Source organism: Microcoleus sp. D3_18a_C4 (assembly GCF_036702415.1).
Lineage (GTDB): Bacteria > Cyanobacteriota > Cyanobacteriia > Cyanobacteriales > Microcoleaceae > Microcoleus.
Genome location: NZ_JAUBTI010000007.1, coordinates 78448 through 102781, shown reverse-complemented (window position 1 = coordinate 102781; position 24334 = coordinate 78448). Strand labels below are relative to the sequence as shown.

The 24334-nt window shown below is 47.7% G+C and carries 24 protein-coding genes; 11 read left to right on the top strand and 13 right to left on the bottom strand.

Features of this window, described 5'->3' with window-relative positions:
• The first annotated feature begins 349 nt into the window (after nt 1-349).
• Nucleotides 350-1831, top strand: a complete 1482-nt coding sequence (locus QUB16_RS05970) for a pitrilysin family protein (protein ID WP_333314804.1) — start codon at nt 350-352, stop codon at nt 1829-1831.
• 224 nt (nt 1832-2055) lie between these two features.
• On the opposite strand, the gene QUB16_RS05965 is transcribed toward QUB16_RS05970, so the two are convergent.
• Nucleotides 2056-2220, bottom strand: a complete 165-nt coding sequence (locus QUB16_RS05965; RefSeq protein WP_333314801.1) for a CHRD domain-containing protein — start codon at nt 2218-2220, stop codon at nt 2056-2058.
• 536 nt (nt 2221-2756) lie between these two features.
• Between QUB16_RS05965 and QUB16_RS05960 the strand changes: the two genes are divergently transcribed.
• Entirely contained in the window at nt 2757-2957 is a 201-nt protein-coding gene (locus tag QUB16_RS05960) for a hypothetical protein (RefSeq protein WP_333314799.1), read from the top strand.
• Nucleotides 2958-2994: 37 nt separating this feature from the next.
• On the top strand, nt 2995-4248 hold the full coding sequence (locus QUB16_RS05955; RefSeq protein ID WP_333314796.1) for a geranylgeranyl reductase family protein: 1254 nt from the start codon (nt 2995-2997) through the stop codon (nt 4246-4248).
• A 245-nt stretch (nt 4249-4493) separates the two neighbouring features.
• Here QUB16_RS05955 and QUB16_RS05950 read toward each other — a convergent pair whose 3' ends face one another.
• The 3 genes from QUB16_RS05950 to QUB16_RS05940 form a co-directional block, all read right to left on the bottom strand.
• Nucleotides 4494-5240 (bottom strand): Uma2 family endonuclease, encoded by a 747-nt coding sequence (locus QUB16_RS05950; protein WP_333314794.1) that lies wholly within the window; start codon nt 5238-5240, stop codon nt 4494-4496.
• A gap of 124 nt (nt 5241-5364) precedes the next feature.
• Nucleotides 5365-6756: an asparagine--tRNA ligase gene (gene asnS / locus QUB16_RS05945; protein WP_333314792.1), complete on the bottom strand. Its 1392-nt coding sequence runs from the start codon at nt 6754-6756 to the stop codon at nt 5365-5367.
• A gap of 132 nt (nt 6757-6888) precedes the next feature.
• Nucleotides 6889-7254: a DUF2203 domain-containing protein gene (locus QUB16_RS05940; RefSeq protein WP_333314790.1), complete on the bottom strand. Its 366-nt coding sequence runs from the start codon at nt 7252-7254 to the stop codon at nt 6889-6891.
• Between the two features lie 118 nt (nt 7255-7372).
• Between QUB16_RS05940 and QUB16_RS05935 the strand changes: the two genes are divergently transcribed.
• A complete protein-coding gene (locus QUB16_RS05935; protein WP_333103061.1) occupies nt 7373-7648 on the top strand; it encodes a DUF6439 family protein in 276 nt (91 codons plus the stop codon).
• Between the two features lie 265 nt (nt 7649-7913).
• Here the strand turns inward: QUB16_RS05935 and QUB16_RS05930 are convergent, their stop codons facing one another.
• Together QUB16_RS05930 and QUB16_RS05925 are read right to left on the bottom strand one after the other, a co-directional pair.
• Nucleotides 7914-8402: an anti-sigma regulatory factor gene (locus QUB16_RS05930; protein WP_333314787.1), complete on the bottom strand. Its 489-nt coding sequence runs from the start codon at nt 8400-8402 to the stop codon at nt 7914-7916.
• Nucleotides 8403-8753: 351 nt separating this feature from the next.
• A complete protein-coding gene (locus QUB16_RS05925; RefSeq protein WP_333314785.1) occupies nt 8754-8912 on the bottom strand; it encodes a hypothetical protein in 159 nt (52 codons plus the stop codon).
• Between the two features lie 187 nt (nt 8913-9099).
• On the opposite strand from QUB16_RS05925, the gene QUB16_RS05920 reads away from it, so the two are divergent.
• Both QUB16_RS05920 and QUB16_RS05915 read left to right on the top strand, forming a co-directional pair.
• Entirely contained in the window at nt 9100-9993 is an 894-nt protein-coding gene (locus QUB16_RS05920) for an alpha/beta fold hydrolase (RefSeq protein WP_333314783.1), read from the top strand.
• A 144-nt stretch (nt 9994-10137) separates the two neighbouring features.
• A complete protein-coding gene (locus QUB16_RS05915) occupies nt 10138-11124 on the top strand; it encodes an aldo/keto reductase (RefSeq protein ID WP_333314781.1) in 987 nt (328 codons plus the stop codon).
• A gap of 905 nt (nt 11125-12029) precedes the next feature.
• Here QUB16_RS05915 and QUB16_RS05910 read toward each other — a convergent pair.
• Both QUB16_RS05910 and QUB16_RS05905 read right to left on the bottom strand, forming a co-directional pair.
• A complete protein-coding gene (locus QUB16_RS05910; RefSeq protein WP_190736053.1) occupies nt 12030-12170 on the bottom strand; it encodes a hypothetical protein in 141 nt (46 codons plus the stop codon).
• A gap of 108 nt (nt 12171-12278) precedes the next feature.
• A complete protein-coding gene (locus tag QUB16_RS05905) occupies nt 12279-13970 on the bottom strand; it encodes a transglutaminase domain-containing protein (RefSeq protein ID WP_333314863.1) in 1692 nt (563 codons plus the stop codon).
• A gap of 422 nt (nt 13971-14392) precedes the next feature.
• On the opposite strand from QUB16_RS05905, the gene QUB16_RS05900 reads away from it, so the two are divergent.
• The 3 genes from QUB16_RS05900 (at nt 14393) to QUB16_RS05890 (ending at nt 17697) form a co-directional block, all read left to right on the top strand.
• Nucleotides 14393-15259 carry a DUF928 domain-containing protein gene (locus tag QUB16_RS05900; protein ID WP_333314780.1) on the top strand — a complete coding sequence of 289 codons (867 nt, stop codon included), beginning with the start codon at nt 14393-14395 and terminating at the stop codon, nt 15257-15259.
• Nucleotides 15260-15375: 116 nt separating this feature from the next.
• Nucleotides 15376-15552 carry a hypothetical protein gene (locus QUB16_RS05895; protein WP_333314777.1) on the top strand — a complete coding sequence of 59 codons (177 nt, stop codon included), beginning with the start codon at nt 15376-15378 and terminating at the stop codon, nt 15550-15552.
• A 24-nt stretch (nt 15553-15576) separates the two neighbouring features.
• Nucleotides 15577-17697 carry a ShlB/FhaC/HecB family hemolysin secretion/activation protein gene (locus QUB16_RS05890; RefSeq protein WP_333314775.1) on the top strand — a complete coding sequence of 707 codons (2121 nt, stop codon included), beginning with the start codon at nt 15577-15579 and terminating at the stop codon, nt 17695-17697.
• Nucleotides 17698-17836: 139 nt separating this feature from the next.
• On the opposite strand, the gene QUB16_RS05885 is transcribed toward QUB16_RS05890, so the two are convergent.
• From QUB16_RS05885 to QUB16_RS05875, 3 genes are all read right to left on the bottom strand, one after another.
• Complete coding sequence (locus tag QUB16_RS05885; RefSeq protein ID WP_333314772.1) at nt 17837-18235, bottom strand: alr0857 family protein; 399 nt, start codon at nt 18233-18235, stop codon at nt 17837-17839.
• Nucleotides 18236-18388: 153 nt separating this feature from the next.
• Nucleotides 18389-18904 (bottom strand): HNH endonuclease, encoded by a 516-nt coding sequence (locus tag QUB16_RS05880; RefSeq protein ID WP_333314770.1) that lies wholly within the window; start codon nt 18902-18904, stop codon nt 18389-18391.
• A gap of 229 nt (nt 18905-19133) precedes the next feature.
• On the bottom strand, nt 19134-19388 hold the full coding sequence (locus QUB16_RS05875) for a hypothetical protein (RefSeq protein ID WP_333314767.1): 255 nt from the start codon (nt 19386-19388) through the stop codon (nt 19134-19136).
• 93 nt (nt 19389-19481) lie between these two features.
• Here QUB16_RS05875 and QUB16_RS05870 point away from each other — a divergent pair, with 93 nt between their 5' ends.
• Nucleotides 19482-19817, top strand: a complete 336-nt coding sequence (locus QUB16_RS05870; RefSeq protein ID WP_333314765.1) for a ribbon-helix-helix domain-containing protein — start codon at nt 19482-19484, stop codon at nt 19815-19817.
• Nucleotides 19818-19852: 35 nt separating this feature from the next.
• Here the strand turns inward: QUB16_RS05870 and QUB16_RS05865 are convergent, their stop codons facing one another.
• Nucleotides 19853-21043 carry a transposase gene (locus QUB16_RS05865; RefSeq protein ID WP_333143883.1) on the bottom strand — a complete coding sequence of 397 codons (1191 nt, stop codon included), beginning with the start codon at nt 21041-21043 and terminating at the stop codon, nt 19853-19855.
• 379 nt (nt 21044-21422) lie between these two features.
• On the opposite strand from QUB16_RS05865, the gene QUB16_RS05860 reads away from it, so the two are divergent.
• Nucleotides 21423-22772, top strand: coding sequence for a D-alanyl-D-alanine carboxypeptidase (locus QUB16_RS05860; RefSeq protein WP_333314762.1), 1350 nt, complete (start codon nt 21423-21425; stop codon nt 22770-22772).
• A 280-nt stretch (nt 22773-23052) separates the two neighbouring features.
• Here QUB16_RS05860 and QUB16_RS05855 read toward each other — a convergent pair whose 3' ends face one another.
• Complete coding sequence (locus QUB16_RS05855; protein WP_333314761.1) at nt 23053-24159, bottom strand: N-acetylmuramoyl-L-alanine amidase-like domain-containing protein; 1107 nt, start codon at nt 24157-24159, stop codon at nt 23053-23055.
• Nucleotides 24160-24334: the final 175 nt, after the last annotated feature.

Sequence of the window (24334 nt, the reverse complement as noted above, 5' to 3'; positions counted from 1 at the left end):
CGGATACACGGATGAATTGTCGAGCGTGAGGCATTCATCAGAAAGAAGAAAGACTCGTTCCTAGGCTCGGCCCATTCCTGAAAACTTAAGACTGAAACCCCTAATAAATGTCGCTTTTAGTCGAGTCTCGCTCCCCCTCGCATCCCCCTTAATAAGGGGAGTAGGGGTTGACGAAAGAGAACACTCTTGTCCCCCCCTTCTTAAGGGGGGTTAGGGGGGATCTAGACTTCGCTACAAACAAGAGAGACGGTCGGTTTAACGTTAAGTTGTCACGCCTTGGGCAGAGCCGGGGAACGCAGATCCAGAGGCTCTGCCTCGCTATGTCACAATATAAAACTTAGGAGAAAGAATGAAAAGGACTAAATTGAGACTGAAAAAAGTAAAGTTATTTCTGCTATCCCTGTGCTTTTTTACTGTTTCACTGGGCACGTTTAATTTGTTACCTTCCTTTGCGGCGGCACCCAAACACTACGACGAATTAACATTTCCCCCGCTGGCAGAAATTAAACTGCCTAAATACACTCGCTTCGAGCTGAAAAATGGCATCCGGGTGTATCTTATGGAAGACCGGGAACTCCCGTTAGTCGGGGGAACGGCGCTATTTCGCACGGGCGAGCGCTTTGAACCTGCCGATAAAATTGGATTGGGAGGTTTGACGGGAGAAGTGATGCGAACTGGTGGCACGAGCCGGCATACGGCTGATGAATTAAATCAGTTGCTAGAACAGCGAGCAGCTTCGGTAGAAACGGGGATTGATGTTAGTTCTGGCAGCGCTAATTTTAGTGCTTTAGCTGAAGATTTGGAACCCGTGTTTGACTTATTTGCGGAAGTGATTCGGGAACCAATATTTGCTAAGGAAAAGTTGGATTTAGCGAAGAACCAAACTCAAGGTGCGATCGCCCGCCGCAATGACGATCCTGACGATATTACCGGTCGCGAGTTTCAAAAGTTAATTTACGGCGATCGCAGTCCTTACGCGCGCACGGTAGAATACAAAACCCTCGCCAATATTTCCCGCGACGATTTGGTGAGTTTCTACCAGAAATATTTCCACCCCAAAAACATGATTTTGGGTATTTCTGGCGACTTTGACACTTCTAAAATGCGATCGCTCGTCGAGCAAAAATTTGGCAACTGGCAACCGAGTCAAAGTGCAGAAGTGCCTGCGCTACCAACCGTATCGCCCGCAAATGGCGGCGGCATATTTTTGGTAAATCAGCCGCAATTAAGTCAAAGTTACGTGCAAATGGGACATTTGGGCGGAATGCTCAGCAGTCCAGATTACGGTGCTTTGGACGTGATGAATGGGGTTTTGAACGGTTTCGGTGGCCGTTTGTTTAATAACGTGCGATCGCGCCAAGGTTTAGCTTATTCAGTATACGCCGCTTGGAGTCCGAGATATGACTATCCGGGGGTGTTTGTCGCAGGAGGCCAAACGCGATCGGATGCCACAGTACCGTTTATCCAGGCAATTCGCGCCGAGATAGATCGTATCCGCACCGAACCAATTACCCAGGAAGAATTAGCTTTTGCTAAAGATTCCACCCTAAATTCTTTCATCTTCAAATTTGAAAATCCCAGTCAAACTTTGTCGCGATTAATTCGCTACGAATACTACGGTTATCCCGAAGATTTCATTTTTCGCTACCGCCGCAGCATCGAAGCAGCAACAATTGCCGACGTGCAGCGCGTAGCCAAGACTTACTTGAAACCGGAGAATTTGGTAACATTAGTAGTTGGAAATACGGAGGCAATTGAACCGCCGTTATCGAGTTTGGGAACTTCGGTAAAAGTGCAATCTGTTGATATCACAATTCCCCCAGCGACTTAATTTATTTACTCGTCTACTCGTTACCAGGCAGAGCCTGGTAACGCAGATCCGGAGGCTCTGCCTCCATTTTCGGAAGTATTTTGTAGGGTGCGTCGCTGCTGAAACTTCGCTCTTTCTTTGTGAATTTTCTTTCTTCGACGCGCCTGACTATTGTGTGGTGCGTCGCTGTGAGATTGTCGCTCTTTCTTTGTAAATTTTCTTTCTTCGACGCACCCTACGGCTAACTACTGCCAAAAGTCCACAACGATCGGTTCCAACACACCCGGTGCGCCGCAATGGATGTGAAATGCCGTCACATTGGCCGCATCAACGCCTGACACTTGGAACTCAAAATTGCCGGAACTCAGATGGCGCGGGAACCGTAGCTTACCATAGGCTATGGATTGCACCTTGAGTTCTGGATCGGCTTCTTGGGCGGGATGTAAATAGGCTTCATACTCGGTGAAAGACCGATAGCCAGCGGGTGGATTCGCCGCGATCGCGGGTTATAATAGGGTCATCAAGAAATTGGGTAGAAACCCCGTCCTTTTAGGACGGCTTTGTGTTACAGTATAATTGGTCAACGACCCACCCGAGACGATGGATCAAACAGCCTATACGAGCGAAGTTCAGCTTGGTGCTGACGGCGAAGCAAAATCGGTAGACCGGGAAAAGAGGATAGGGCAATGGTAAACATCCCTAGAATCAAAAATACGAAGAATTCCGTTTGGTATTCGACACGTAAAAACCGCAGGGCTTGCGGGGTTAGTCTGTGGAGCAAACATAAGACCAAATCTCTTTGAGGGTGGAGGCAGTTGCGAAGAAACAGAAATTCAAATCGTGAGGTTTGGGAATCCCCGTCCGCGACGGTCGGGGTGGATGTCAACAGGACTAACAATGTACAGGGAGCATCTGTACGCAAGCTTTTGTAGTGCGAGATCTTGAAGTGAGCGCTACATACTATAAGCCCGTGCGAGCACTTCAATATCTCGCACTCAAACAAAAAATGCTTTTTACTCTCCCCAGAGATGCTCCCAATGCACTGACCAAGACACCAATCAGAAATTTCATATTGCACTCCCTGATGAAGTTGACTAACTCTCCCAGTATGGAAACGGAATTCAGCGAAATCATTGGCAGTTTCTGATTAAATGGTACTGACTCAGAAGCATAGGAAAGACCGAATGACCCATTATGACTTGATTGTCTGTGGTGGCGGCCCAGCGGGGACGGTGGCAGCGGCAACGGCTGCCCAGCGGGGGTTGAAAGTTGCTTTGCTAGAAAAATATTCCTTGCCTCGCCATAAACCCTGCGGTGGGGGAACGCCGGTTGCCATCCACCAAGTCCTCCGGGATCTGGTTCCTGATGCAGTGGTGGAATGCAATGTGCGGTATATGCGGCATACCTGGCAGTTTGGCGATCCCTACCTGGGGGCGATGAATCTGCCCGATAGCGATGACCACTATTCTCTCTGGATGGTGCAGCGGACTCTGTTTGACCAAGCTTTGGCTCTTCGGGCTGTTCAGGCAGGGGTAGAACTGCGGGATGGGTTAGCGGTGCGATCTCTGGAACTGGAATCAAGCCGGGTAACGGTGCGGGCAAAGGCCATGAAAGCCAATGGGGATTCCGGTCAAGGAGGGGAGTTTGTGGCAACGGCGTGCCAGGTGATTGGGGCAGATGGCGCGAATGGAATTGTGGCTAAGGTTGCCAAGTTGCGACAGAATCCGGCGATCGCCCTGGGCATGGAAATCGAACTCCCCCACGCATGGGATGCCAACCACCCCATTCTCAAGCCCGACACGATCCATGTGGAATATGGTGCCATTCCCCGTGGCTATGCCTGGATTTTCCCAAAAGCCAATCACCTCAATATTGGCGCAGGCGTGTTCCATTCCCGCTATCGGGATGCCCGCGAGGATCCCAAGGCCCGTGGGGAAATTCAGCGCACGATTTTTGAATATATGGATCATTTGCAAATTCCCTACCAACGAGAAGCCTTGAAGTTTTATGCCCATCCCTTGCCCATCTGGAATGGCCGAGAACCCTTGCATACGACCGATGGACGACTATTGCTAGCGGGTGATGCGGCGGGGTTGATTAACCCGGTGTTTGGGGATGGCATCCTCCATGCGGTCAGAAGTGGCGTGATTGCGGGCAACTGTGTGGCCGAAGGGAAGGTGCACCAATATAGCGATCGCATCCATGCTGAGTTTGCCACCAACTTCGACGCCGCCCGTCAGCTCGCCTTTATGTTCTATCGCTTTCCCAAACTTTGCTCTAAATATGGTGTCAAACATCCCAAAGGCACCCGACTCGTCACCCGACTCCTGAGTGGCGATCTGGAATTCACCGGCATCCTAGGACGAAGCATCCGGCGGATTGGCATGGGTTTGGTTCAAGATCTATTCAGACCATCGACTGAAAATTCGGTCCTTTAGAATTCTTTTGAGAAAATCACTGGTCGATTCGATGGAATCAGGTTAACTTATGAATTACAAAGGAAGCTATACAGAAACTTTCGACCTATCCACCCCAATCAGGGAGCTATACAGAAAGTTTCAGCCTATCTACCCAAATCAGGGAGCTATACAGAAAGTTTCTGTATAGCTTCCCCAATCAGGGAGCTATACAGAAAGTTCGATCGCGACGCACCCTACGGCTAACTAACGAACATCCCGCCCTTTCAGGCCAGCAGATCGGGATCGACACCCAACTCCCGCAACTTTGCCGCCAATACATCCGCCCGCTGGCGTTCCTGTTGGGCCCGCTGGCGTTCCTGTTGGGCCTGTTCCGAACTCCACAGCAGCAAATTTCCCTGCGAATCCCACCAGCGCAGCCAATTCATAGTTTGCCCCAGCCGTTCCCCCGGCCAAATCCCCAGCCACAAATCTAACTCTGGAATCCGCACCCGTCCCTCAGCATCAGCCGTCTGGGCTGCATAACCACCATTTTGCAAATACCGCACTTCCAGCTTGGGCTCGTAGGGATCGTAGGTAACGTAGGTGGGCACTTGCAGAATCTGTTCGTAGAAGTAGAGCTTGCCGTAGGGAGGAGTCGATCGCACCGACAGTTCGGCGTAATCTTCATTAGACAAAAACTCCATCACCACCGATACCGGCGCACCCTCCAAATTCGGCGTGTAACTGCGGCGAATGGTGCCATCTGCGACTCGATGCACTTGCGGCGCGTAAAACCAATCCGGTGCTTTGACTACAGTCTGCTTATTTACTGTCGCTACCAGTCCAAAATTGGAACCGATTAGGGCGATCGGCCCAATGCGTCCAGCGGCTCCCAGAGCATCGGTGAGAGCGGCAGCAAGGGGTGGTTGTTGAATATTTTCCACGGGATCGTCCGGTAAAACAAAGTCGGCTGGTAAGGCTTCCCAGGTGACAGTTGGTGCTTTGGAACTCGATGGGATTTGAACAACCATTAGCTCATACCATTTTAGATTTTAGATTTTAGATTTTAGATTGGAAAAGAAGGTGTTTGTAATGAGGATTAAAGTCCTCCTAAAACTCGCTCGGACTTTAGTCCTCACTACAAACAATCCTCAACTAAAAATCAATACTCAAAGGCGCTCTCGGAAACGGAATCACATCCCGAATATTCCCCATTCCCGTCATAAACTGCACTAACCGTTCAAATCCCAAACCAAACCCAGCGTGAGGCACAGTACCGTAGCGGCGCAAATCCAAATACCACCACAATTCCTCCTTATTCATACCCTGGGCTTCCATGCGCCGCTCCAACACATCCAGCCTTTCTTCCCGCTGCGAACCGCCGATAATTTCCCCAATATTAGGAGCCAAAACATCCATTGCTCGCACGGTTTTCTCGTCATCATTTAAACGCATATAAAATGCTTTAATCCCGACGGGATAATCGCTGACAATTGTCGGCTTTTTAAACAAGTCCTCAGCCAAATAACGCTCGTGTTCCGACTGCAAATCCAAGCCCCAACTTACCGGAAAATCAAACTTTTTGTCTGCTTTTTCCAAAAGTGCGATCGCCTCGGTATAAGTAATCCGCTCGAACTGATTATTAATGATATTTTCAGCAGTAGCCAAAACCGTTTTGTCAATGCGTTCGTTGAAAAACTCCATATCTTCCGGGCAACGCTCCAAAACGTATTTAAAAATGTACTTTAAAAACGCCTCAGCCAAATCCATATCTCCCTGCAAATCGCAGAAAGCCATCTCCGGTTCAATCATCCAAAACTCCGCCAAATGCCGCGAAGTATTAGAATTTTCCGCTCTAAAAGTCGGGCCAAAAGTGTAAACATTGCCGAAAGCCATCGCCATAACTTCCGCTTCCAACTGGCCGCTAACTGTTAAATAGGCGCGCTTTCCAAAAAAGTCTTTAGCATAATCAACCTCTTGCGAATCCGTGCGCGGCACATTCTTTAAATCAAAGTTGGTAACGGCGAACATTTCCCCCGCACCTTCGCAGTCGCTAGCAGCAATAATCGGAGTGTGAACCCACAAAAAACCACGTTCTTGAAAAAATTGGTGTACCGCCGCCGAACAAGCATTGCGGACTCGAAAAACAGCACCGTGGGTGTTTGTGCGCGGTCGCAAATGCGCGATTGTCCGCAAAAATTCAAAGGAATGGCGCTTTTTTTGCAGCGGATAAGTTTGCGGGTCTGCATCGCCGTAAACTTGTACTTGTGAGGCTTTCAACTCAATTCGCTGTCCTTTTGCTGGAGATGCTACCAGCACTCCCGACACTTCTAGAGATGCACCTGTATTCAGTTGTTTCAGTACATTTTCAAAATCTGGCAAATCGGAACTTATGACTACTTGCAAGTTAGCCATCGCCGAACCGTCGTTGACTTCGACAAAGGCAAATTCTTTCAATTCGCGTTTGGTACGAACCCAACCTTGAACACTTACAGTTTCGTCGGGTTCACCTGCGCGCAAAATCGCTGCAATTCGTTGATTTGTCATATCCACTCCTGTTTATTTAATATTTTGCACCATATTTCTCTATTTTCTCTGACTCAGCGTCCTCTGTGGAACAGGCGTCCCGCCTGTGAATTTCTGCGGTTCATTAAAAAAAATCATAAATCCCAACATCCTTCAACCTGCATAGGATTTCAAAATCCAACCGATCAAAATGCCGAGTCCCCCAAACCGAACTGCTTGCCAAAAAGGTTGTTTTATGCTTCCCCACGAAAACAGGCTGCTTTCTAAATTCAACTCGATAGTTTCCAATTCTTGCTCAATTTCCCGCAATTCTTTTTTGAGTTGCGGCAATGGATTTCGACGCCCCGACTGGCGGATTTCTTCGCGGCGATGGCCGAGTTCGACTTGGCGCTGTCGATCGACCTGAATTTGAGTGTACCGTTCTTTGACTGCTGCGAGCGATCGCTCAACTGCTGCGAGCGCTTGAACAAACTCACTTTCTTGCTCTTCGGGATTTAACTCTGACGGCTGTTGAGGCATTTCGATCTGCAAACCTGACAATAATAATAAAAAAAACCGATTTCCAATTAAGTTGTTATTATATGCAGTATATTTTTTAAATTCAGAAACGGCAGCCAAATCCGTATAATTGCCAATTATGCTTGAAACTACACAAACAACCCAAACTGTCAACCTCAACGAGCTGAGCACGGTAGAACTAGCCCAAGCTCTCGCCGCGCGCCTCGCCATCGGCGAAAAAGATTGGCACCGCCTCAAAGCCAACCGTTCCGCGCGGGCCTGCGAGCAAGCTGCGGCCGCTTTGGTCTTTTTGCTCAAAAAACAGCCCGAAGAAGCTCTCCCGCGCTTAAACCAAGCAGCAGGATGGCTGGATCGATCGATATCTGCTCCTCCCTGCCCCACCCACGGCAAATAATTAGATTGCTTCGTTTTTCGTAACGCTGGGCGGTTGGGAGTTTTGACTTGATTAGTCGCTCAAAATTTAGACAATCGCGCCGCTAGATCGAGCAGCGCGATTGTGAGTTGAAAAGATTTATACTTTTTTAACTCAAAACTCACATTTTGCATTACGATCAGCTATCAATAGCCATAGCGTTCAAATTCTCACTGCAAGCTTGAGCCCGAGAACGAAAAAATTTCCCGGTCTAGCGGAGGTGAAAACTGCTGCTTTCATAGCGGTGCTAGCGCAAGCGAGGCAGTCGGTAGGGACTGGCCAGTGCTTTGCACAGCCGTAACTCTGTACCTTCAGAATTCCACTCTACCCGATCGAATATTTGGTAAAGAATAAACAACCCCCTACCACATTCCTGTTCCACATGGGGTAGTCCAGAGTTATCTGCAACCTCCTCTGTGAGGAGACTGTCGCAATCATCGGTATAAAGGTTGCAACTGCAAGGAGCCTTAAAGCCAGAACCTTCATCCGATATCACCCACCAATATTGGTTTTGGACGATCGAAAAACGGACTCCCACAGTTTTACCGGGATCTAATTTGTTTCCATGCTTAGCAGCATTTACCAAAGCTTCTTGAAGCCCCAACCGCAATTCCGCTTGCCAGAAATCTGGCACTTCTGCTAGGAGCAGATCCAAAATAGGACAAAGGTATAGAGTAGAAGCGAAGCTAATCGTAATCCAATTGCGTCCGACGGGACGAGGTGAAATAGCAATCACTCAGAAAACTCCCTAACTTTCAGGTGGATAAAGTTCACACCCTGCATAGTTGGCTCCCTAGTATTCAAAATGCTAATTAATTGAGCTGCGCTGCTCTACTTCTATCTTAGAGTATCAAAGCAATTAAGAACAGCAAACAACGTCACAAAATATTCAGCGATTCTGAGAAACTTCTGCAGAGAACCATCAGTAATTTTACTTATAAGTTCTCCTAGCAGCGAAATTTTTGAGTTTGACTTTTGCCAACTAGCAACCAAACGGCTAGCTGCATCCCCTAAGCCGTCAACAGCTACCTAACAAACGATCCCCACCTTGAAAAGCTCGGAAATAACTATAAAAAAGTCGATCCCTTCACCCTCGCCCATCAGGTTCGACCCTCGCAGCCCCTGGGTAAGCGCCATCGCCCAGAACTTGATGTGGCCGCCAAACAGCCAAATCATCATACCTAGGTATGTTGCAGCCCAAACCCGATTTATTTCCCCAAATGCGATCGGGCCAAATATCTCCCATTGCTGCGCCCCTCACAAAATCAATATTCGTTACAAAACTTATTAAGCCTGAGTGCGGGCGAGCGCGATCTCCCAACTCGCCCAAATTGACCTATCCTTTGCTGGCGAAACTCCGGGGCGTTGTTCCAACTATATAAATCTGAATGTCGCGATACAATAGTTAAAGTAAATAATTATTTCTTTACATTATGCAAGCAACCCCAGCCATAACTGCAGCCCCCATAGCTGGCACTTACTGGCAGTGGCGAGGGCATTCAGTATACTACGTTCGATCCAGCGATCGGCATCCAGAACGCCCTCCCCTGCTGTTAATTCACGGTTTTGGAGCCTCCACAGACCACTGGCGCAAAAATATCAGCGGCCTGAGCAAAGACTTTGAAGTGTGGGCGATCGACCTTTTGGGATTCGGGCGATCGGCAAAACCAGAATTGCAGTACAGCGGCGACCTCTGGCGCGACCAACTCCACGATTTTATCACCAACATCATCGGCCGGCCCGCCGTACTAGCCGGCAACTCACTCGGAGGCTACGCCGCCTTGTGTGTAGCAGCCGGGCGCCCCGAATCAGCAGCCGGACTGATATTAATCAACAGCGCCGGCCCCTTCAGCGAACCGCAGCCCGCACCCGAAGCCCCGCCCTTGCAAAAAGCCATATCTGCAGTAGCTAAAACCTTATTTCAGCAAGATTGGGCAAGTTTTCTGCTGTTCCAGTACGTGCGCCAGCGATCGACAATTCGGAAAACCCTAGAAAAAGTATATCTCGACCAAAGCGCGGTTACAGACCAATTAGTAGAAGAAATTTACCTTCCCTCCTGCGATCCCGGTGCCCCCAAAGTATTCGCGTCCGTATTCCGAACACCCCAAGGCGAAAAAATTGACGTATTACTTAGTCAATTAACCTGCCCGTTGCTAATGCTGTGGGGAGAAGGCGATCCGTGGATGAATTCCACAGAAAGAAGCGCCAAATTTCGCAAACACTATCCGCAGTTGACAGAACACTTTATCAAAGCTGGTCACTGTCCCCACGACGAAGTACCAGAACAGATAAACGAACTGATTCGCGCATGGATAATTGACCAATAGTCGATCGGCACATAGATAATTTTTCCCCTGCCATCTCCTCCCTCGGAGAGGGGGAAAATTATCCGATTTGCAGTAACAATCTATTTATTGTGTTCTCACAAACGCGGTTAAATTCTACTCACATATTCTGAGGAGACGGAAATAATGACCCGCAAAAAGACTCGCCGCAATTTTATATTGAGCAGTATAGCTGTTGCCAGCGGCATTGCAGGTGCTAAGGCGATCGAACAGCAGGATTGGGAAATCGCAGCCACACCCAATAACCAGGCGGCCGCCACAGTAAAAATGCCAGAACGACTGTTAGGCAACACCGGGGTGAAAGTGCCGATTTTCGGTTTGGGAGGGGCCGGACAAACACCGCTGTCGCAGCCGGGAAGAGAAGCAGAAGCGGCGGCGCAAATTGAACGGGCGATCGAACTAGGCATTCGCTATTTTGACACGGCCGCCGACTACGGGCCTAGCGAAGAAAACTTAGGCAAAGTTTTGCCACCATATCGAGATCGCCTATTCCTAGCCACAAAAACCGCCGCCAGAGACAGAGACGGCGCGTGGAGAGACTTAGAGCGATCGCTCAAAAGATTGAAAACCGATCGGCTAGACTTGTGGCAACTCCACCACGTCTCATTCCAAACAGAATTAGACCAAATTTTCAGTGCCAAAGGAGCAATAAAGGCGATCGAAGAAGCCAAACAGCAAAAAATAATTCGTTTTTCCGGCATCACCGGACACCACGAACCAGCCATCATTGCCACAGGCTTGCAGCGCTATCCTTTCGACACAACATTAATCTCCCTCAACGCCGCCGAAAAACACCATCCGCGCTCCTTTGTTACCAGCGCTTTACCAGTGGCCAAAGCCAAAAACATCGGCGTCATAGCCATGAAAATACCAGCTTACGGCAAATTATTTCAGAACGGTGTTTTAGATGGAATGCACCAAGCAATGGGCTACACGCTTTCACTTCCCGGCGTGCACTGCTGCGTCATCGCCGCCGACTCAGTAAAGCAATTAGAAGAAAACTTCAAAGTCGCCCAAGCATTCAAACCCCTAAACACAACAGAAATGGCAGCACTTGAAAAACGCACCGCCGCCGCTTGGGAAGAAAATACATTTTTCCGACAGTGGACTTAAAATATCAACTCCAAAATCCCTTTTTTCCTGTGTGTTCGTTGTGGTGTGTTTATTGTGGCGCGGGCGTCTCGCCCGTGAATCATCAGAAAATTGGGTAGAAACCTCGTCCTTTTAGGACGGCTTTATATTACAATATAATTGGTCAACGACCCACCCGAGACGATGGATCAAACAGCCTATACGAGCGAAGTTCAGCCCGAGGTGCTGGCGGCGAAGCAAAATCGGTAGACCGGGAAAAGACGATAGGGCAATGGTAAACATCCCTAGAATCAACACAGGAGAAGAATTCCGTTTGGTATTCGACACGTAAAAACCGCTTTCTCTTGCGGGGTTAGTGCGCGAGAGCGAACATAAGACCAAATCTCTTGTAGGGTGGAGGCAGTTGCGAAGAAGCAGAAATTCAAATCGTGAGGTTTGGGAATCCCCGTCCGCGACGGTCGGGGCGGATGTCAACTTATGTGCGATCGAACGAATGCAATCCAATTGTTTTGTAGTCAGGACTTGAGTCTCATAAAACTACTAGGACTCAAGTCCTCACTACAAACCTAAAATGTTTATGTTACCGAACTTGTTTTTATCTGCGGTGAAAATATAGCAACCGCCAAGCCAATTAGGAGATTTTCAATTGCTCAAACCATTGCGATTGTTGCTTCTTCCTTCTTCCTGACATCCGTTACATCCGTTACACAATCCGTTGCCGAACTTTTTTCTTCATGACATCCGTTACATCCGTTACAGAATCCGTTGCCGAACTTCCTTCTTCCTTCTTCCTGACATCCGTTACATCCGTTACACAATCCGTTGCCGAACTTCCTTCTGCTATACCTCAAATCAAAAAACAAGGCGACCCAACCAGGTCGCCTTGTTCTTTATCATAAAAGATGCAATTTGTCAACAGCCAAAAGCTACTTTTTTTTCCGTTTAGCCTTATCTAACCGCCTGCGATCGCGCCACTCAACAGAAGTCAAATAAGCGACCCCGCCAGTCACCGTCACCAGCAGTACAAAGGCCACTAAAACGAGAAAATTAGCAATCGAAAATTCCACAACCCCTCTTCCTCTGATTTTACATTTTCTACTTTCGATTTTAGATTAAAAATGTTAACAATTAACAGTTGAATATAGACTGCTAACTGTTAACAGTTAACACTCCCTTCAAACTGCTGGCAACTCTTCCAAAATTGTAAACCTCACATGATTAATTGCCAGACTCCCCACGGAAACCTCCTCCTTGTTTAAAGGAAGACCGCCGCTGGTGAGACCTTGAAACCGGATTCCCTTGCCAATTTCTACGTGATACCAAGCCAAACCCATAAAAAATCGCAACGGATAAGGGCCTCTGTCTTGAATATCATCAGGATTAGATTCCATTGGCACCCAGCCAAAACCTGGAATGTAAAATTCCAGCCAAACGTGATTGAAATCCGGCTCCAGCGACACACCTTTTCTGTCACCAAAAGCCGGACACTTGTAGCGGCCGATCGTGCGGCAAGCAATCCCGTTTAACCTAGCCAAAGCTAACAAAAGTCCCACGTATTCGCCGCAGGAACCGATACCGCGGCGCAGCACAATATCGGGAGTGTCAATGTGAGGTCTAATTCCGTAAGAAAGTTGATCGTAAACAAAATTGCGAATGCTCAGCAATTGCCTGAGAATGTTTGTTTCCGAGCCAATGGCAGCCACAGCAGCCGATCGCACAATCTCCGTATCCATCGCCAAATTGTCATTATCAACCAAATACTTAGCTGCAAACTCCGGCGACAGCTTCGGACTCTTTTCGACATCCCGAGGCGACAACTGATACTTAATCGATCGAACTTCTAACAAAGCCTTCCAGCCAAAAATTCGGCGTTCCCCAGGGTGCAGCCGATCGAACTTAAACACCGCCACCCGTTCCCCTTCCTGAATTTCCTCAGTAAAAGGCATTCCAATCGGCGTAATTTTCCTGACCTTTTGTCGGTGAGTTTGCGAAGGCAAAGCAATCCGCCACTCCAAATTTTCGATTTCTACCTCATCGAGGGGAGACAGTTCCTCCACATAAGACATTTCCATCAAAAAACCGTTTGACAAAGCGTAGCGCTCGGCTTCATTGTAGTGAAAAGACAAAGGCTGAATAAAAGTGCGATCGCGCTTCGTCAACTGAAAAGGATCTTCCGAATTCGGGTCATCCCGGATGTAAAGTTCATCCCCGGCATAAGCCACGTACAGAACATCTTCCCCGGTTTCCGAATCCTTGTGAAAAGCCAAACCCGAAGGCGACTCAAAGGGAGTCAAAACGCTAAATTTAATCTCCCCAGTTCCCCGTTCCAAACAGTAAACAGTTTGCTCAGTCTTGTCGCAAACCCAAAGTTCCTCATCCCGGACAGTGATATTTTCTACCCCAATACCGGGAGCATAAAACCGAGTAATTTCCCGACCAGTTTTCAGGTCAAAAACCAGAATCGCGGCTAATCTCTGGCAAGTCACATAAAGCGTAGATTTCCAAACAGCAATGCCGTCAGCAGGATAAGAAAGCGAAACAAAATGTTCCGGCTTGAGTTCAGTTATCGCCCCGTCCCGAATTGCGCCCCGACAGCAACAAATATCCTCATCCCGCGCAAACCAGAGAGTATCTTCCGAAATAGCCAGCCCCGTTGCGCCGGCAAACTTAGGCGTGTGATAAGGATTCAAAACAGTAGTGTTGTCAGTTTCTCGATCGATCTCCAATAGCAGCCCTTCGGCGCGATCGACAGCGAACAACCTATTTCCTAAAAAAGCAATGCCGTGCAGTGCCAAAACCCCGATGGGTCTTACCATCCGCAGCCCCGAAGGCTGTTTGTCCGAGAGAACAGGTGAATCGAGATTCATGCTAAATTTCTTGCCGGTATTGTACACAAAAACTGATTTGTAACTTGTAGCCGATCGCTTGAGGTTCACCAGCAAAATTGCCGAGTTTCCTGATATCCAGGACTGACGCATTAACTGGGTGTTGTTAGGAAAAGACCCCTTGTAGCCTCTTGTCTGAGTTAAAAAACCCGGAATATTAGTCTTTGTCAAAGTTGGGTTTAACAAGCTCAACCCAACCTGCTGCCGTGAATGGAATTAAGTATAACTACTAAGCTACCACTGACAAACGCGACAGAGAATTCTATGTTGATCAGAGCGACCCAAATAATCGTATCTGCCTGAAGATATAAATTAAGTACAAGAGATTACTATATCCGTCAAAACCTTGGATAGAATAAAACCGTGAGATAAAGTTCCTAGGTTCATCAGAAGGCAGGTTCGTCATGGCTTTGAAGTCTGCTCTAAATATCGGTGCTCTTTCCTTAATTCTGTCTTTAGAGGCAGTTGCCGCCGGTAGTTTTTTAATACCAGCAGAGGCTCTCAACAGCCCCGCCAACATTGTCCAGCGCGCCTCACCACCGCAGCTACCCCTCAACTGGCAAACAGTTCAACCCGCCCAAGCAAGCGGAAGCAGACCGAACAGCCAGCAATTAGGAGCCGCGTGGAATAGCTTTCAACCGCCGGAGGACGGAGTACCCGGAAGGCGGGAAGGGGGAGGAACCCGCGGCTTAGAATGCCCCACGGCCACAACTGCCTTAACTGCCTTGATTCCCCAATCAACTATGGGGCAAACCATATCAGCAAAACCGACATTTTTCTACTACCTTCCCGTAGCCATCGACAAAACAGTTCAGTTTGAGTTAGCAGACGAAAGGGACAAAACACTATACAAAAAAAGTTTTCGCATGGTAACTAGCCGTGCAGGTGTAGTTAGCGTCAGCCTCGGCTCCGATGAAAACTCGCCAGCCCTAGAAGTTGGCAAAAACTATCAATGGTACTTTACTATCAAATGCAACCCAAAAAATACAACAGATGATGTTCTCGTTTCCGGGTGGATCAACCGCACCGCACTCGCCCCAACCGTGAAAACAGAGTTGGATCGATCGCCCGATCGCACCAAGCTCAGCATCTTCGCCCAACAAAATCTCTGGTACGAGTACCTGGCAACTCTAGCTCAATTGCGTATCGAGTCTCCCAGCGATGCCAGTTTAGCGATCGAGTGGTCAGCAGTGCTCAACTCAGTCGAACTCGGCAAAATAGCCCAAGAACCCTTAGTCGCAAGTGAGTTAACACCTATCACAAGAAAATAATTCGACACCAGCTTCACGCAAAGAATGCAACGGTAGGCCCGTGCCCCAAACCCTGATAGCCATAAGTCATTGCCAATTCTAAAATCTAAAATCTAAAATCTAAAATCTAAAATGGTATGACTGGTGCAGCAAGTACGAAAAACTCGGTTTCGAGCGCGGTATTTGGCAGCGCCCCAGATGATTTTTGGCTGTTGCGGGTTGTTTGGTCGATCGTCCTAAATAAATTAAAATTTTTGTACCGATCGGCAGTTCGGACTTCTGGCATATTGAAAGGCGGGCGGTGGAAATTTTGATGGTCAAATTTCGCCTAATACTTAATGATAAACTGGCATAGTCAAGCAGCCGACAAACTTATTTTAGAGAAATTATTAATTATGCGCCCGAATGCAAATATTGCACTATTTCGGTTGGGGATTTCACTTCTAACTGCGCTGCCGATGGCTTGCTTTTATGCCAATAAAGCTATATCCCAAACAAAGGATATTTCTCAGTTGCCCGTCGCTGCTGACAACTCAGCAGATACGGGCAATCAAGTATTAGCCCTGCAAAAACTGGAAATCAAGCAGGATGAAACAGCAACAAACTTAAATCAGCTTCCCGATGCGATCGAGACCAACCCTGAACTAGAAACACCATCGAACCCCGCCGAGAACAGGCAAGATGCCTGTTCCACAATCGATGAAACTGCTTGTGGTGCGGGCATCTTGCCCGAACCAAAAAATCTGGTTGACAACCAGCCCCAATGTCAGAACCAGCTAGATTGCAATCATGTTTTAGCCCAGAACCAACCCTCGCTGCCTCCAAACCTGCCACCGCCGCCGACGCAGCCCGATCCAAATCGCGATCGATTTCTGCAACCGGCCCCCCAGCCTTCCCCAGAACCTCCCCAAGTACCGCCCACAGTAGCGCCGGGGCCCCCGTCGCCAGTTCCCCCAACGCTGCCGAATACACCAATTGAGGTGCAGAAAATTCAAGTAGTTGGCAGCACAATTTTAAGCCAAGATGAAATTAATGCCTTAGTCAACCCGTTAGAAGGCCGTTCTACCACCCTAGAACAGCTCAAACAAATCGCCGACAAAATTACCGAAATTTACCTCAATCGTGGCTACATCACTTCGAGAGCAGTCTTGCCGCCCCAAACTATCACCGCAGGGGTAGTCCAAATTCAAGTTATTGAAGGCAAGCTAGCCCGAATAGAGGTAGAAGGAACTAAAAGATTGAATCCAAGTTACATCCGCAGCCGGATTCGACTCGGTGCTGGAATGCCTTTAAGCACAGCTTCCTTAGAAGACCAACTCCGGCTGTTGCGGGTCGATCCTTTATTTGACAATGTAGAAGCCAGTCTGCGGGCTGGGGATAATGAAGGCGAGAGCATTCTGATCGTCCGAGTCTCGGAAGCTAATCCGTTTCAACCTAGTTTCAGCATTGACAATTACTCGCCTCCCAGTGTCGGTTCCGAAAGATTGGGAGTTAGTTTGCGGCACCGCAATATAACAGGAAATGGCGACGAACTTGCAGCGGCTTATTACAGATCGCTCGGCGATTCAGACGTGTTTGATTTCAGCTATCGCGTGCCGCTAAATGCGATGAACGGCACTTTGCAATTGAGGGCGGCACCGAACCGCAACAGTATCGTACAACCACCTTTTAACCGTGCTGACATTTCGGGAAAATCGCATTTATTTGAAGTTAGTTACCGCCAGCCGCTGCGGAGAACGCCGATCGAAGAATTTGCCTTGTCTGCTGGTTTTACTTATCAGACAGGCAGAACTTTTGTCGCCGGCGAACCGGTTCCTTTTGGCATCGGCCCGGACTCCAATGGTGTCACCACTACGAGCGCAATTAAGCTGGGACAGGACTACATTCGGCGTGACCCGCAGGGTGCTTGGGCCTTGCGATCGCAATTTACGATCGGCACTAGCTTGTTTGATGCTACTCAAAACGAAGGTTCCGATCCCGACGGACAATTTTTGAGTTGGCTGGGTCAAGTGCAGCGAGTACAGCGATTGAATGACAAACATTTATTAATTTTGCAGGCAGACTTACAGTTGTCAGCTAATAGTTTGTTGCCTTCCCAGCAATTTGTAATTGGCGGCGGGCAATCTTTGCGCGGCTACCGCCAAAATGTCCGTTCTGGGGATAACGGCTTCAGAGTTTCGATCGAAGATCGGATTACTTTGCAGCGCGATGCTTCGGGAAATCCCAAACTTCAATTGGCTCCATTTTTGGATGCGGGTACGGTGTGGAACGTTGCGAACAATCCTAATACATTAACCAATCAGACCTTTTTAGCAGGTTTAGGTTTAGGGGTAATCTGGGAACCGATACAGCGGGTGAACCTGCGCGTAGATTACGCTTTTCCTTTGGTGAGAATTAGCGATAAAGGCGACAATCTGCAAGATAAGGGAATTTACTTCAACATAATTTATACGCCCTAAAATGAGCGATTTCCGGCTCTGCTACCCATATAAATTGTCTGTTATGGCAGAGGGGAGATGGGAAGAGTGGGGGAGTGGGAAATGAAGAAATATTTCCTTCTTCCTTCTTCCTTCTTCCCTCTTCCTTCCACATCCGATATTAATCGCCGACTTCCCCGACAACCTCCGCAGCAGCCTGAGTTTCCAGCCAGAGTTTGAGCAGCAAGAACTCCGCCCGATCGCCCAAAACAGTCGCAAACACGCCCTGGGCCCCCTCAGACGCGTCAGAAATCCACGTACCGCGCAGAGTCACTTCTACAAAGTCAGCATCAGCAACACAAAGGGCGATCGCATCGTTGTCGTTTCGGCGCGCCTCAGATTCCAACAGAGGCAGCGCCGACAAATTCGCGGGCAGCAAAAATGCCGCAGTGCTCGGTTCGACGCTGATGCTTTGACCAACTCGCATAGCCAGCACAACTCGCAGCGCCACTAACTGTTCGGGAGATTGAGCCAAACGCTCTAGGTTAAAGCCCGTTTCAGTGTAAGTCAACTTCAGCATATTGACAGCCCTAAATTTGGAATTGAAAGTTGAAAATTGGTAATTGAAAATTGGGAATCGGGAATTGGGAATTGGGAGTTAGGGCAGATTTTAGATGAGAATTACGCATCAATTTAAAATCTAAAATCTAAAATCTAAAATTCTTCCCATTACCTATTCCCCTATTTGATATTCGTGCCAAAACAGTTCGGCAAAAGCAACAGTGGGGTGTATGGGGGCCTTCGGCTTAGTTCGCAGAGTCATTCCAGCTTCTACGGGAGTTCGATCGCCCTTACGAGAGTTGCACCGTTCGCAAGCAGTCACCACGTTGTCCCAAGTATGCGGGCCGCCCTTCGATCGAGGCATGACGTGATCCAGCGTCAAATGCCGATTGCTACCGCAGTATTGGCAAGAATGAGCGTCGCGGCGCAGAACTTCCCGGCGATTAACCGGGGGTACTTTCCACAGGCGTTCCCTGTTACCAAAAGTCAAGCGGATTTGTTCGGGTACGTGGATGCTGGTGCTGGGCGATCGCACCAACCAGCCGTTGCCAATGCTAAAATCCAGAGGTTCAGCCTTGCCTGTTACCAACAGTACGATCGCCCGTTTGATGTTGACACGGCTCATCGGTAGGTAATTCTGAGAAAACACCACCACAGATTGCCTCAATACATCAGTTACTACGTTCACGGCTTGCTCCTCCTCATTTAGATTTTAGATTTTAGATTTTAGATTTTAGATTGTCGATTTTGAATTTTGGTTGCTTCGTCAGCATTGGCTACATCTGATTTTTTGCCAGTTCCCCAAGCCGATCGAATTTATCAAATATCCAATCAAATGCCCCCGCTTCTCTTACTTAGAAGCGGGGGCTAGAAAAACTGCTTTCATGCAAATTTTCATCCTGTCTTGGTACAGTCGTTTAGCTGTACCTCCCGCTTCGCGTCTCTCGATCTGGCTGTGCCACTTGCAGACCGTGCTGGTCTACCTCGTTGTAATTAATTTCTGCAATTTCTCCTAATCCACTATAACCGTGTTTATTTAGGCCCAAGCCCGCCCACGAAGTCGCTGCAACAGTCGCAAAACCCGTGCTAAAGACGTGCCATAACGACTCGGAGCGACCCGTGGGGCGATCGCACTTCAGTTGATAGCTGGAGTAGGTGGGGAGAAATTTCAAAGTCGGCAGAAGGTGGTTAAGAGGCTTTCAATCTAGCTGTAAACATACTACACTGATATTACACATATGTCCACCCGTCACGGAGAAAAAATTATGCATACCCTACCTAGAACCTCAACCACCGAAATGGAAGTGACCAGCATTCGACTCGAAAGAGAACTCAAAGAGAGACTTAAAGAGCTCGCGGGCAATCAAGGCTATCAAGCTTTGATTCGAGATTTGCTCTGGAATTACGTGCAGCAGAAGTCTGGAGAGTATCGGCAGATGTTTTCTCGATCGGATATTCGAGCCAGCATTAATGCCACAGCACAGCAGGAGGAACGCTGCGCGCTTACAGGAGAGTTGATCCGACCGGGCGGCCCGATGTTATTAGGCCTGACGATGCACGGCGAAATGGTGCCGCTGAGTATAGGGAGTATGCCTGGTTGACACTCCTGGGCCTGAAGGCATGAGGATTCTTCTATCTACGAGCTGACTTGCTCTAATTGGATTTCTCCAACGAAAGTAGAGGACAATTCTCCCGAAGCGTTATTTGCATCTAGTGCAAGAGTTCCGGTATGCCCTACCGTACTCAATCCCCGACTTAGGATTATTCTAGCTGCGTTCTCGTCTCTATCTAACAAGCACCCACATTTACAAGCGTGGGTTCTAGTAGATAGAGTTTTTTTGACGATTTCACCACAACTAGAGCATTCTTGACTGGTATATTGCGGATTTACCGCAACCGTTACCCGCTCGAATACTTTTCCAAAATATTCAAGCCAGACACGGAATTGATACCAAGATGCGTCGTTAATAGACTTGGCGAGACAGTGATTCTGCACCATATTTTTGATTCTCAAATCTTCGTAGGCTATCAAGTCGTTGGACTGAGTGACGCACCTTGCCAACTTTAGGGCATGGTCTTTACGTTGCCTGCTTATTTTGAGATGGCGCTTACCAAGAATCTGTCGAGCTTTGCCTCTATTCTTTGAACCTTTGACTTTTCTAGATACCCGACGTTGACTGCGTTTGAGAACACGTTCACCTTTCCTCAGAAACCTAGGATTTTCAACCTTGATTCCGTTTGAATCGGTGTAATATTCTTTTAGCCCGACATCCAATCCAATAGTATTACCTGTCGGCGCTGTATTTTCCTTTCGGTCAACATCAATACAGAACTGGACGTACACACCATCCGCACGTTTTACCAATCTAACCCGTTTTATTTGGTTGATTTGGTAAAAATGCAGGTCGCGTGTGCCTTTGAGTTTGAGTTTGCCAATTCCTTTTTTATCCGTGAAAGTTATCGACTTTCTGTCATCTGCAACCTTCCATCCGGTTGACTTGTACTCTACCGAGCGACAGTCTCGCTGGAACTTTGGATACCCTTTTTTACCAGGAATCTTCTTCTTGCAGTTTTCGTAAAATCGGGAGATAGCTGCCCAAGCACGTTCAGCACTTGATTGTCTTGCCATTGAGTTGAGTTCGTCAGCAAACGGAAACGTAGCTGCCAGTACAGCACAATATTTATTCAAGTCGTATTTGTTCTTTTTGGGATTGTCCATCCAATAGCGCAAACAGCTATTGCGGACAAATTGAGCGGTACGAATTGCTTCGTCTACTGCTTTGAACTGACTTGATTTTCCGTAAGATTTAAACTCAAAAACGAGCATGGCTCTACCTCCACTCTTATGCTACCGCAATCAGCACAAAACGGAGTATGGCGTAATGAAAAGTTACAATTAAAGCCGTCCTAGAAGGACGGGGTTTTCAACCCAGTTTTTTGATAAACCAGTTTACCCTTAAATTTGTGAGAGCGATCGGCCTGGGGTGAAGGACCCAGGCGCTGAAGATGGGTTTCCGAAGCATTTCAAGGAGATATATTTAACGAACCGCGAAGACGCGAAGTGCGCGAAGAAAGATGGAGAAGGAAGAAGATAGGCAATTTTAGCGGTTCGGGAGTTTGGTAATGCAGATCCGGAGGCTCGCCCCACGCGCGAGAAGAATGCTAAACTTTCCATCGGGCGTGCCGAACAGACGATCGTACATTTGATGAAAAAAATTAAAGTAATGCTGAAAAACCGCTACTTGACTGCCGCGAGTTCGATCGCCCTTCTCACAATTATTGCCGGATGTGCAGCTACTGAATCACCTCAACTTGCATCTCCCTCTCCTGTAGCTGAATCTTCCCCGCCACCAGTTAAACCAAGTCAGCCTCAGCCCTTAATAGTCTCTGCTACCAATCCCGAAACCCCCACAAATACCAAAATCCAGCAATATCTCAACGGGTTGGCAGCCCAAGGTTTTGCCAAAGAAAACCAAGGCGTTTGGATGCAATCTGGCAATACTTTGCTAGCCAATCATCAAGGTACCGTTCCTCTGTCCGCCGCTTCTATTACCAAAGTAGCAACATCTCTCGTAGCGCTGCAACAATTCGGCCCGGAACATCAATTTATCACCTTAATTGGTACAACGGGAAAAATTGAAAACGGCGTATTAAAAGGATCTTTAATTGTTCAGGGAAGCGAAGATCCGTTGTTTGTCTGGGAAGAGGCGATCGCCCTTGGTAACGCCTTAAATCAAAAAGGCATCAAGCGAGTCAGTGGCAATTTGATAATTGTCGATAAGTTTTACATGAACTTTGAACTCGATCCCCTCAAATCGGGAGAATTGCTCAAACAAGGATTGAACAGTCAAATCTGGCCCAGTGAAGCCGCCGCCCAGTATCAAACCCTGCCTCCCAATACGCCAAAACCCCAAATAGCAATTGAGGGTACTGTCAAAGTTTTGCCCGCATCTCCCAACGAGGTGCAGCCTTTAGTCAAACATTATTCTTTGCCCCTTGCTGAACTGATCAAAAAAATGAATCAGTACAGCAACAATCTCATGGCAGATATGCTAGCGGATACTGTCGGCGGCGCCAAAACAGTCGCGCAAAAAGCAGCAGCAGCAACCGGAGTTCCTCCGGCCGAAATTCAACTCGTCAACGGTTCGGGATTGAGCGAAGAAAATCTCATTTCTCCCCGGGCTGCTTGCGCGTTGTTTATAGCTTTAGAACGCTATCTAGAACCTTACAGCATGACAGTTGCGGATGTCTTAACTGTAGTTGGGAAAGATGAAGGAATACTGGCAGAACGGGCGCTTCCCAAATTAGCAGTGGTCAAATCTGGCACGTTGGATAATGTTAGCGCTTTGGGCGGAGCGCTGCCAACTCAAAAACAAGAAACTGTGTGGTTTGTGATTATGAATGGAGGGGCAAATGTCGAGACATTTCGCACTCAGCAAGAGGTTTTGCTGAAAAGCTTTGTGAATGAGTGGGGAAGTGTTCAAGTTTCGCCGCCGGAATTAACGCCAAATCCTGCTAGAAAGAGTAAGGTATCTCGCAGCGAAATTGTCAATTGATTTGAGGCTGACGCATGGGCCCAGAAACCGGGTTTTTTTACAAAAAGACGGGTTGCCATCCGCAAATTCGGCAAAAAACCCGGTTTCTATACTTGGTAGGGTGCGTCATATCGTTTCCGGTTGCATCGGAATGATTTAACCGCAGAGGGCGCAGAGAACGCAGAGGGAGAGAATACAGAGATGAATAATTCCGATGCTACCGGATTTGATATCAGTACATAAATTGTGAATTGGCAGCTAAAATAATGCAAGTTGATGCACCCTAGGAGTCCAAACTAATTTAATTAGGTGTTTTCGCCCTAGCGACTACAATGCCGATCGCACTTTCGACTCTGCTAATATATCTGTGCAAGTCGTAAGCAACTGTCACCTCCCCAGCCGGCGAAGCGTGAATTAAACCCATATTGCCGTCAGCATTGCGGTAGACTAAACCCGTGTGGGTGACATCCAATCCTTTAACATCCGTGGCTACCGCTACAATATCCCCTGGTTTTAACTGAGAATAAAGACTTTTTATCTGATTTGTCGGGATGTAATTAACAGTAGTTTTGGCTAAGTCTGCTTCTTGGCTGACTATGCACTGATAAGTTGCATAGTCTTTGACCATTTGCGGGTAACTGCTGCGGTGCTGACTCATGAAATTTAGTGTTTTATTCATGGGTACTCCCCCTAATTCAGCGGTGATATTTTCCACTGTTTGCCGTTTTTGATTGTCGTTAATCCATTCGGAAAAATAGTGCAATCTGCTGCAATAACCGTTCATTTTACCGTTTAAATACCGCTGTTCTTCTATGCGATTTACAAAATTTTGATAGTCGTAATCTTGTACTGCTACGCCCCTGGCGATCGCCAAAACGGTTTCTACAAATAAAACGCAGTCAAATTTATTCAAAGTTACGATCAACTTTTCTTCGCCGGATTTGTCCAGCAAACCCGCGGCGTAGGGCAATCCTTGGAACTTATCGGCGATCGCCTGGACGATTTCTCCGATCGAGCGATCGTGCAAATTTTGTTGTTTTGCATACTGTACAACCTGTTCAAAACGTGCTATGTCTTCAGGTTGTGCAACGGTTTCTCTCTCGGTATTATTTGAGTCCGGTCGTCTCGCCAGCACTTTCAGCAATTCGGAATAGGAAATTTCCGCTAAATTGTTGAAGTCCCACAACATACTCGGAAAACTGGAAACAGTTTGCTTGTTTGTTATTTCCCGATTTTCGCTTTCTCCCGTCAAGGAAAACGCTACATCCGCGCCCTGTCCTGCTGTTTGTCGATCGACAACATATCCTGCAGCAGATTGAGACTGAAATGCCCAAACATCAGGTATCAAAGAATTATTCGCGCCGACGATCGCAAATCCCAAAACAGCCAGACTCCAAAAATTTCTCATGTTTTTCAAAGGATTTTGCTTCAACTCAGTGCTATCCTGAAAATTTTACAATTACTAGAAGTCTCAATCAGCCTAGTAGACCGATAAAATTGGCAACAGCGGACTAGATGGATACACTTGTCATTTAGATGCCGCCCTATTATAAACTGATCGTGCGAGTTTGATAGCACAAAAC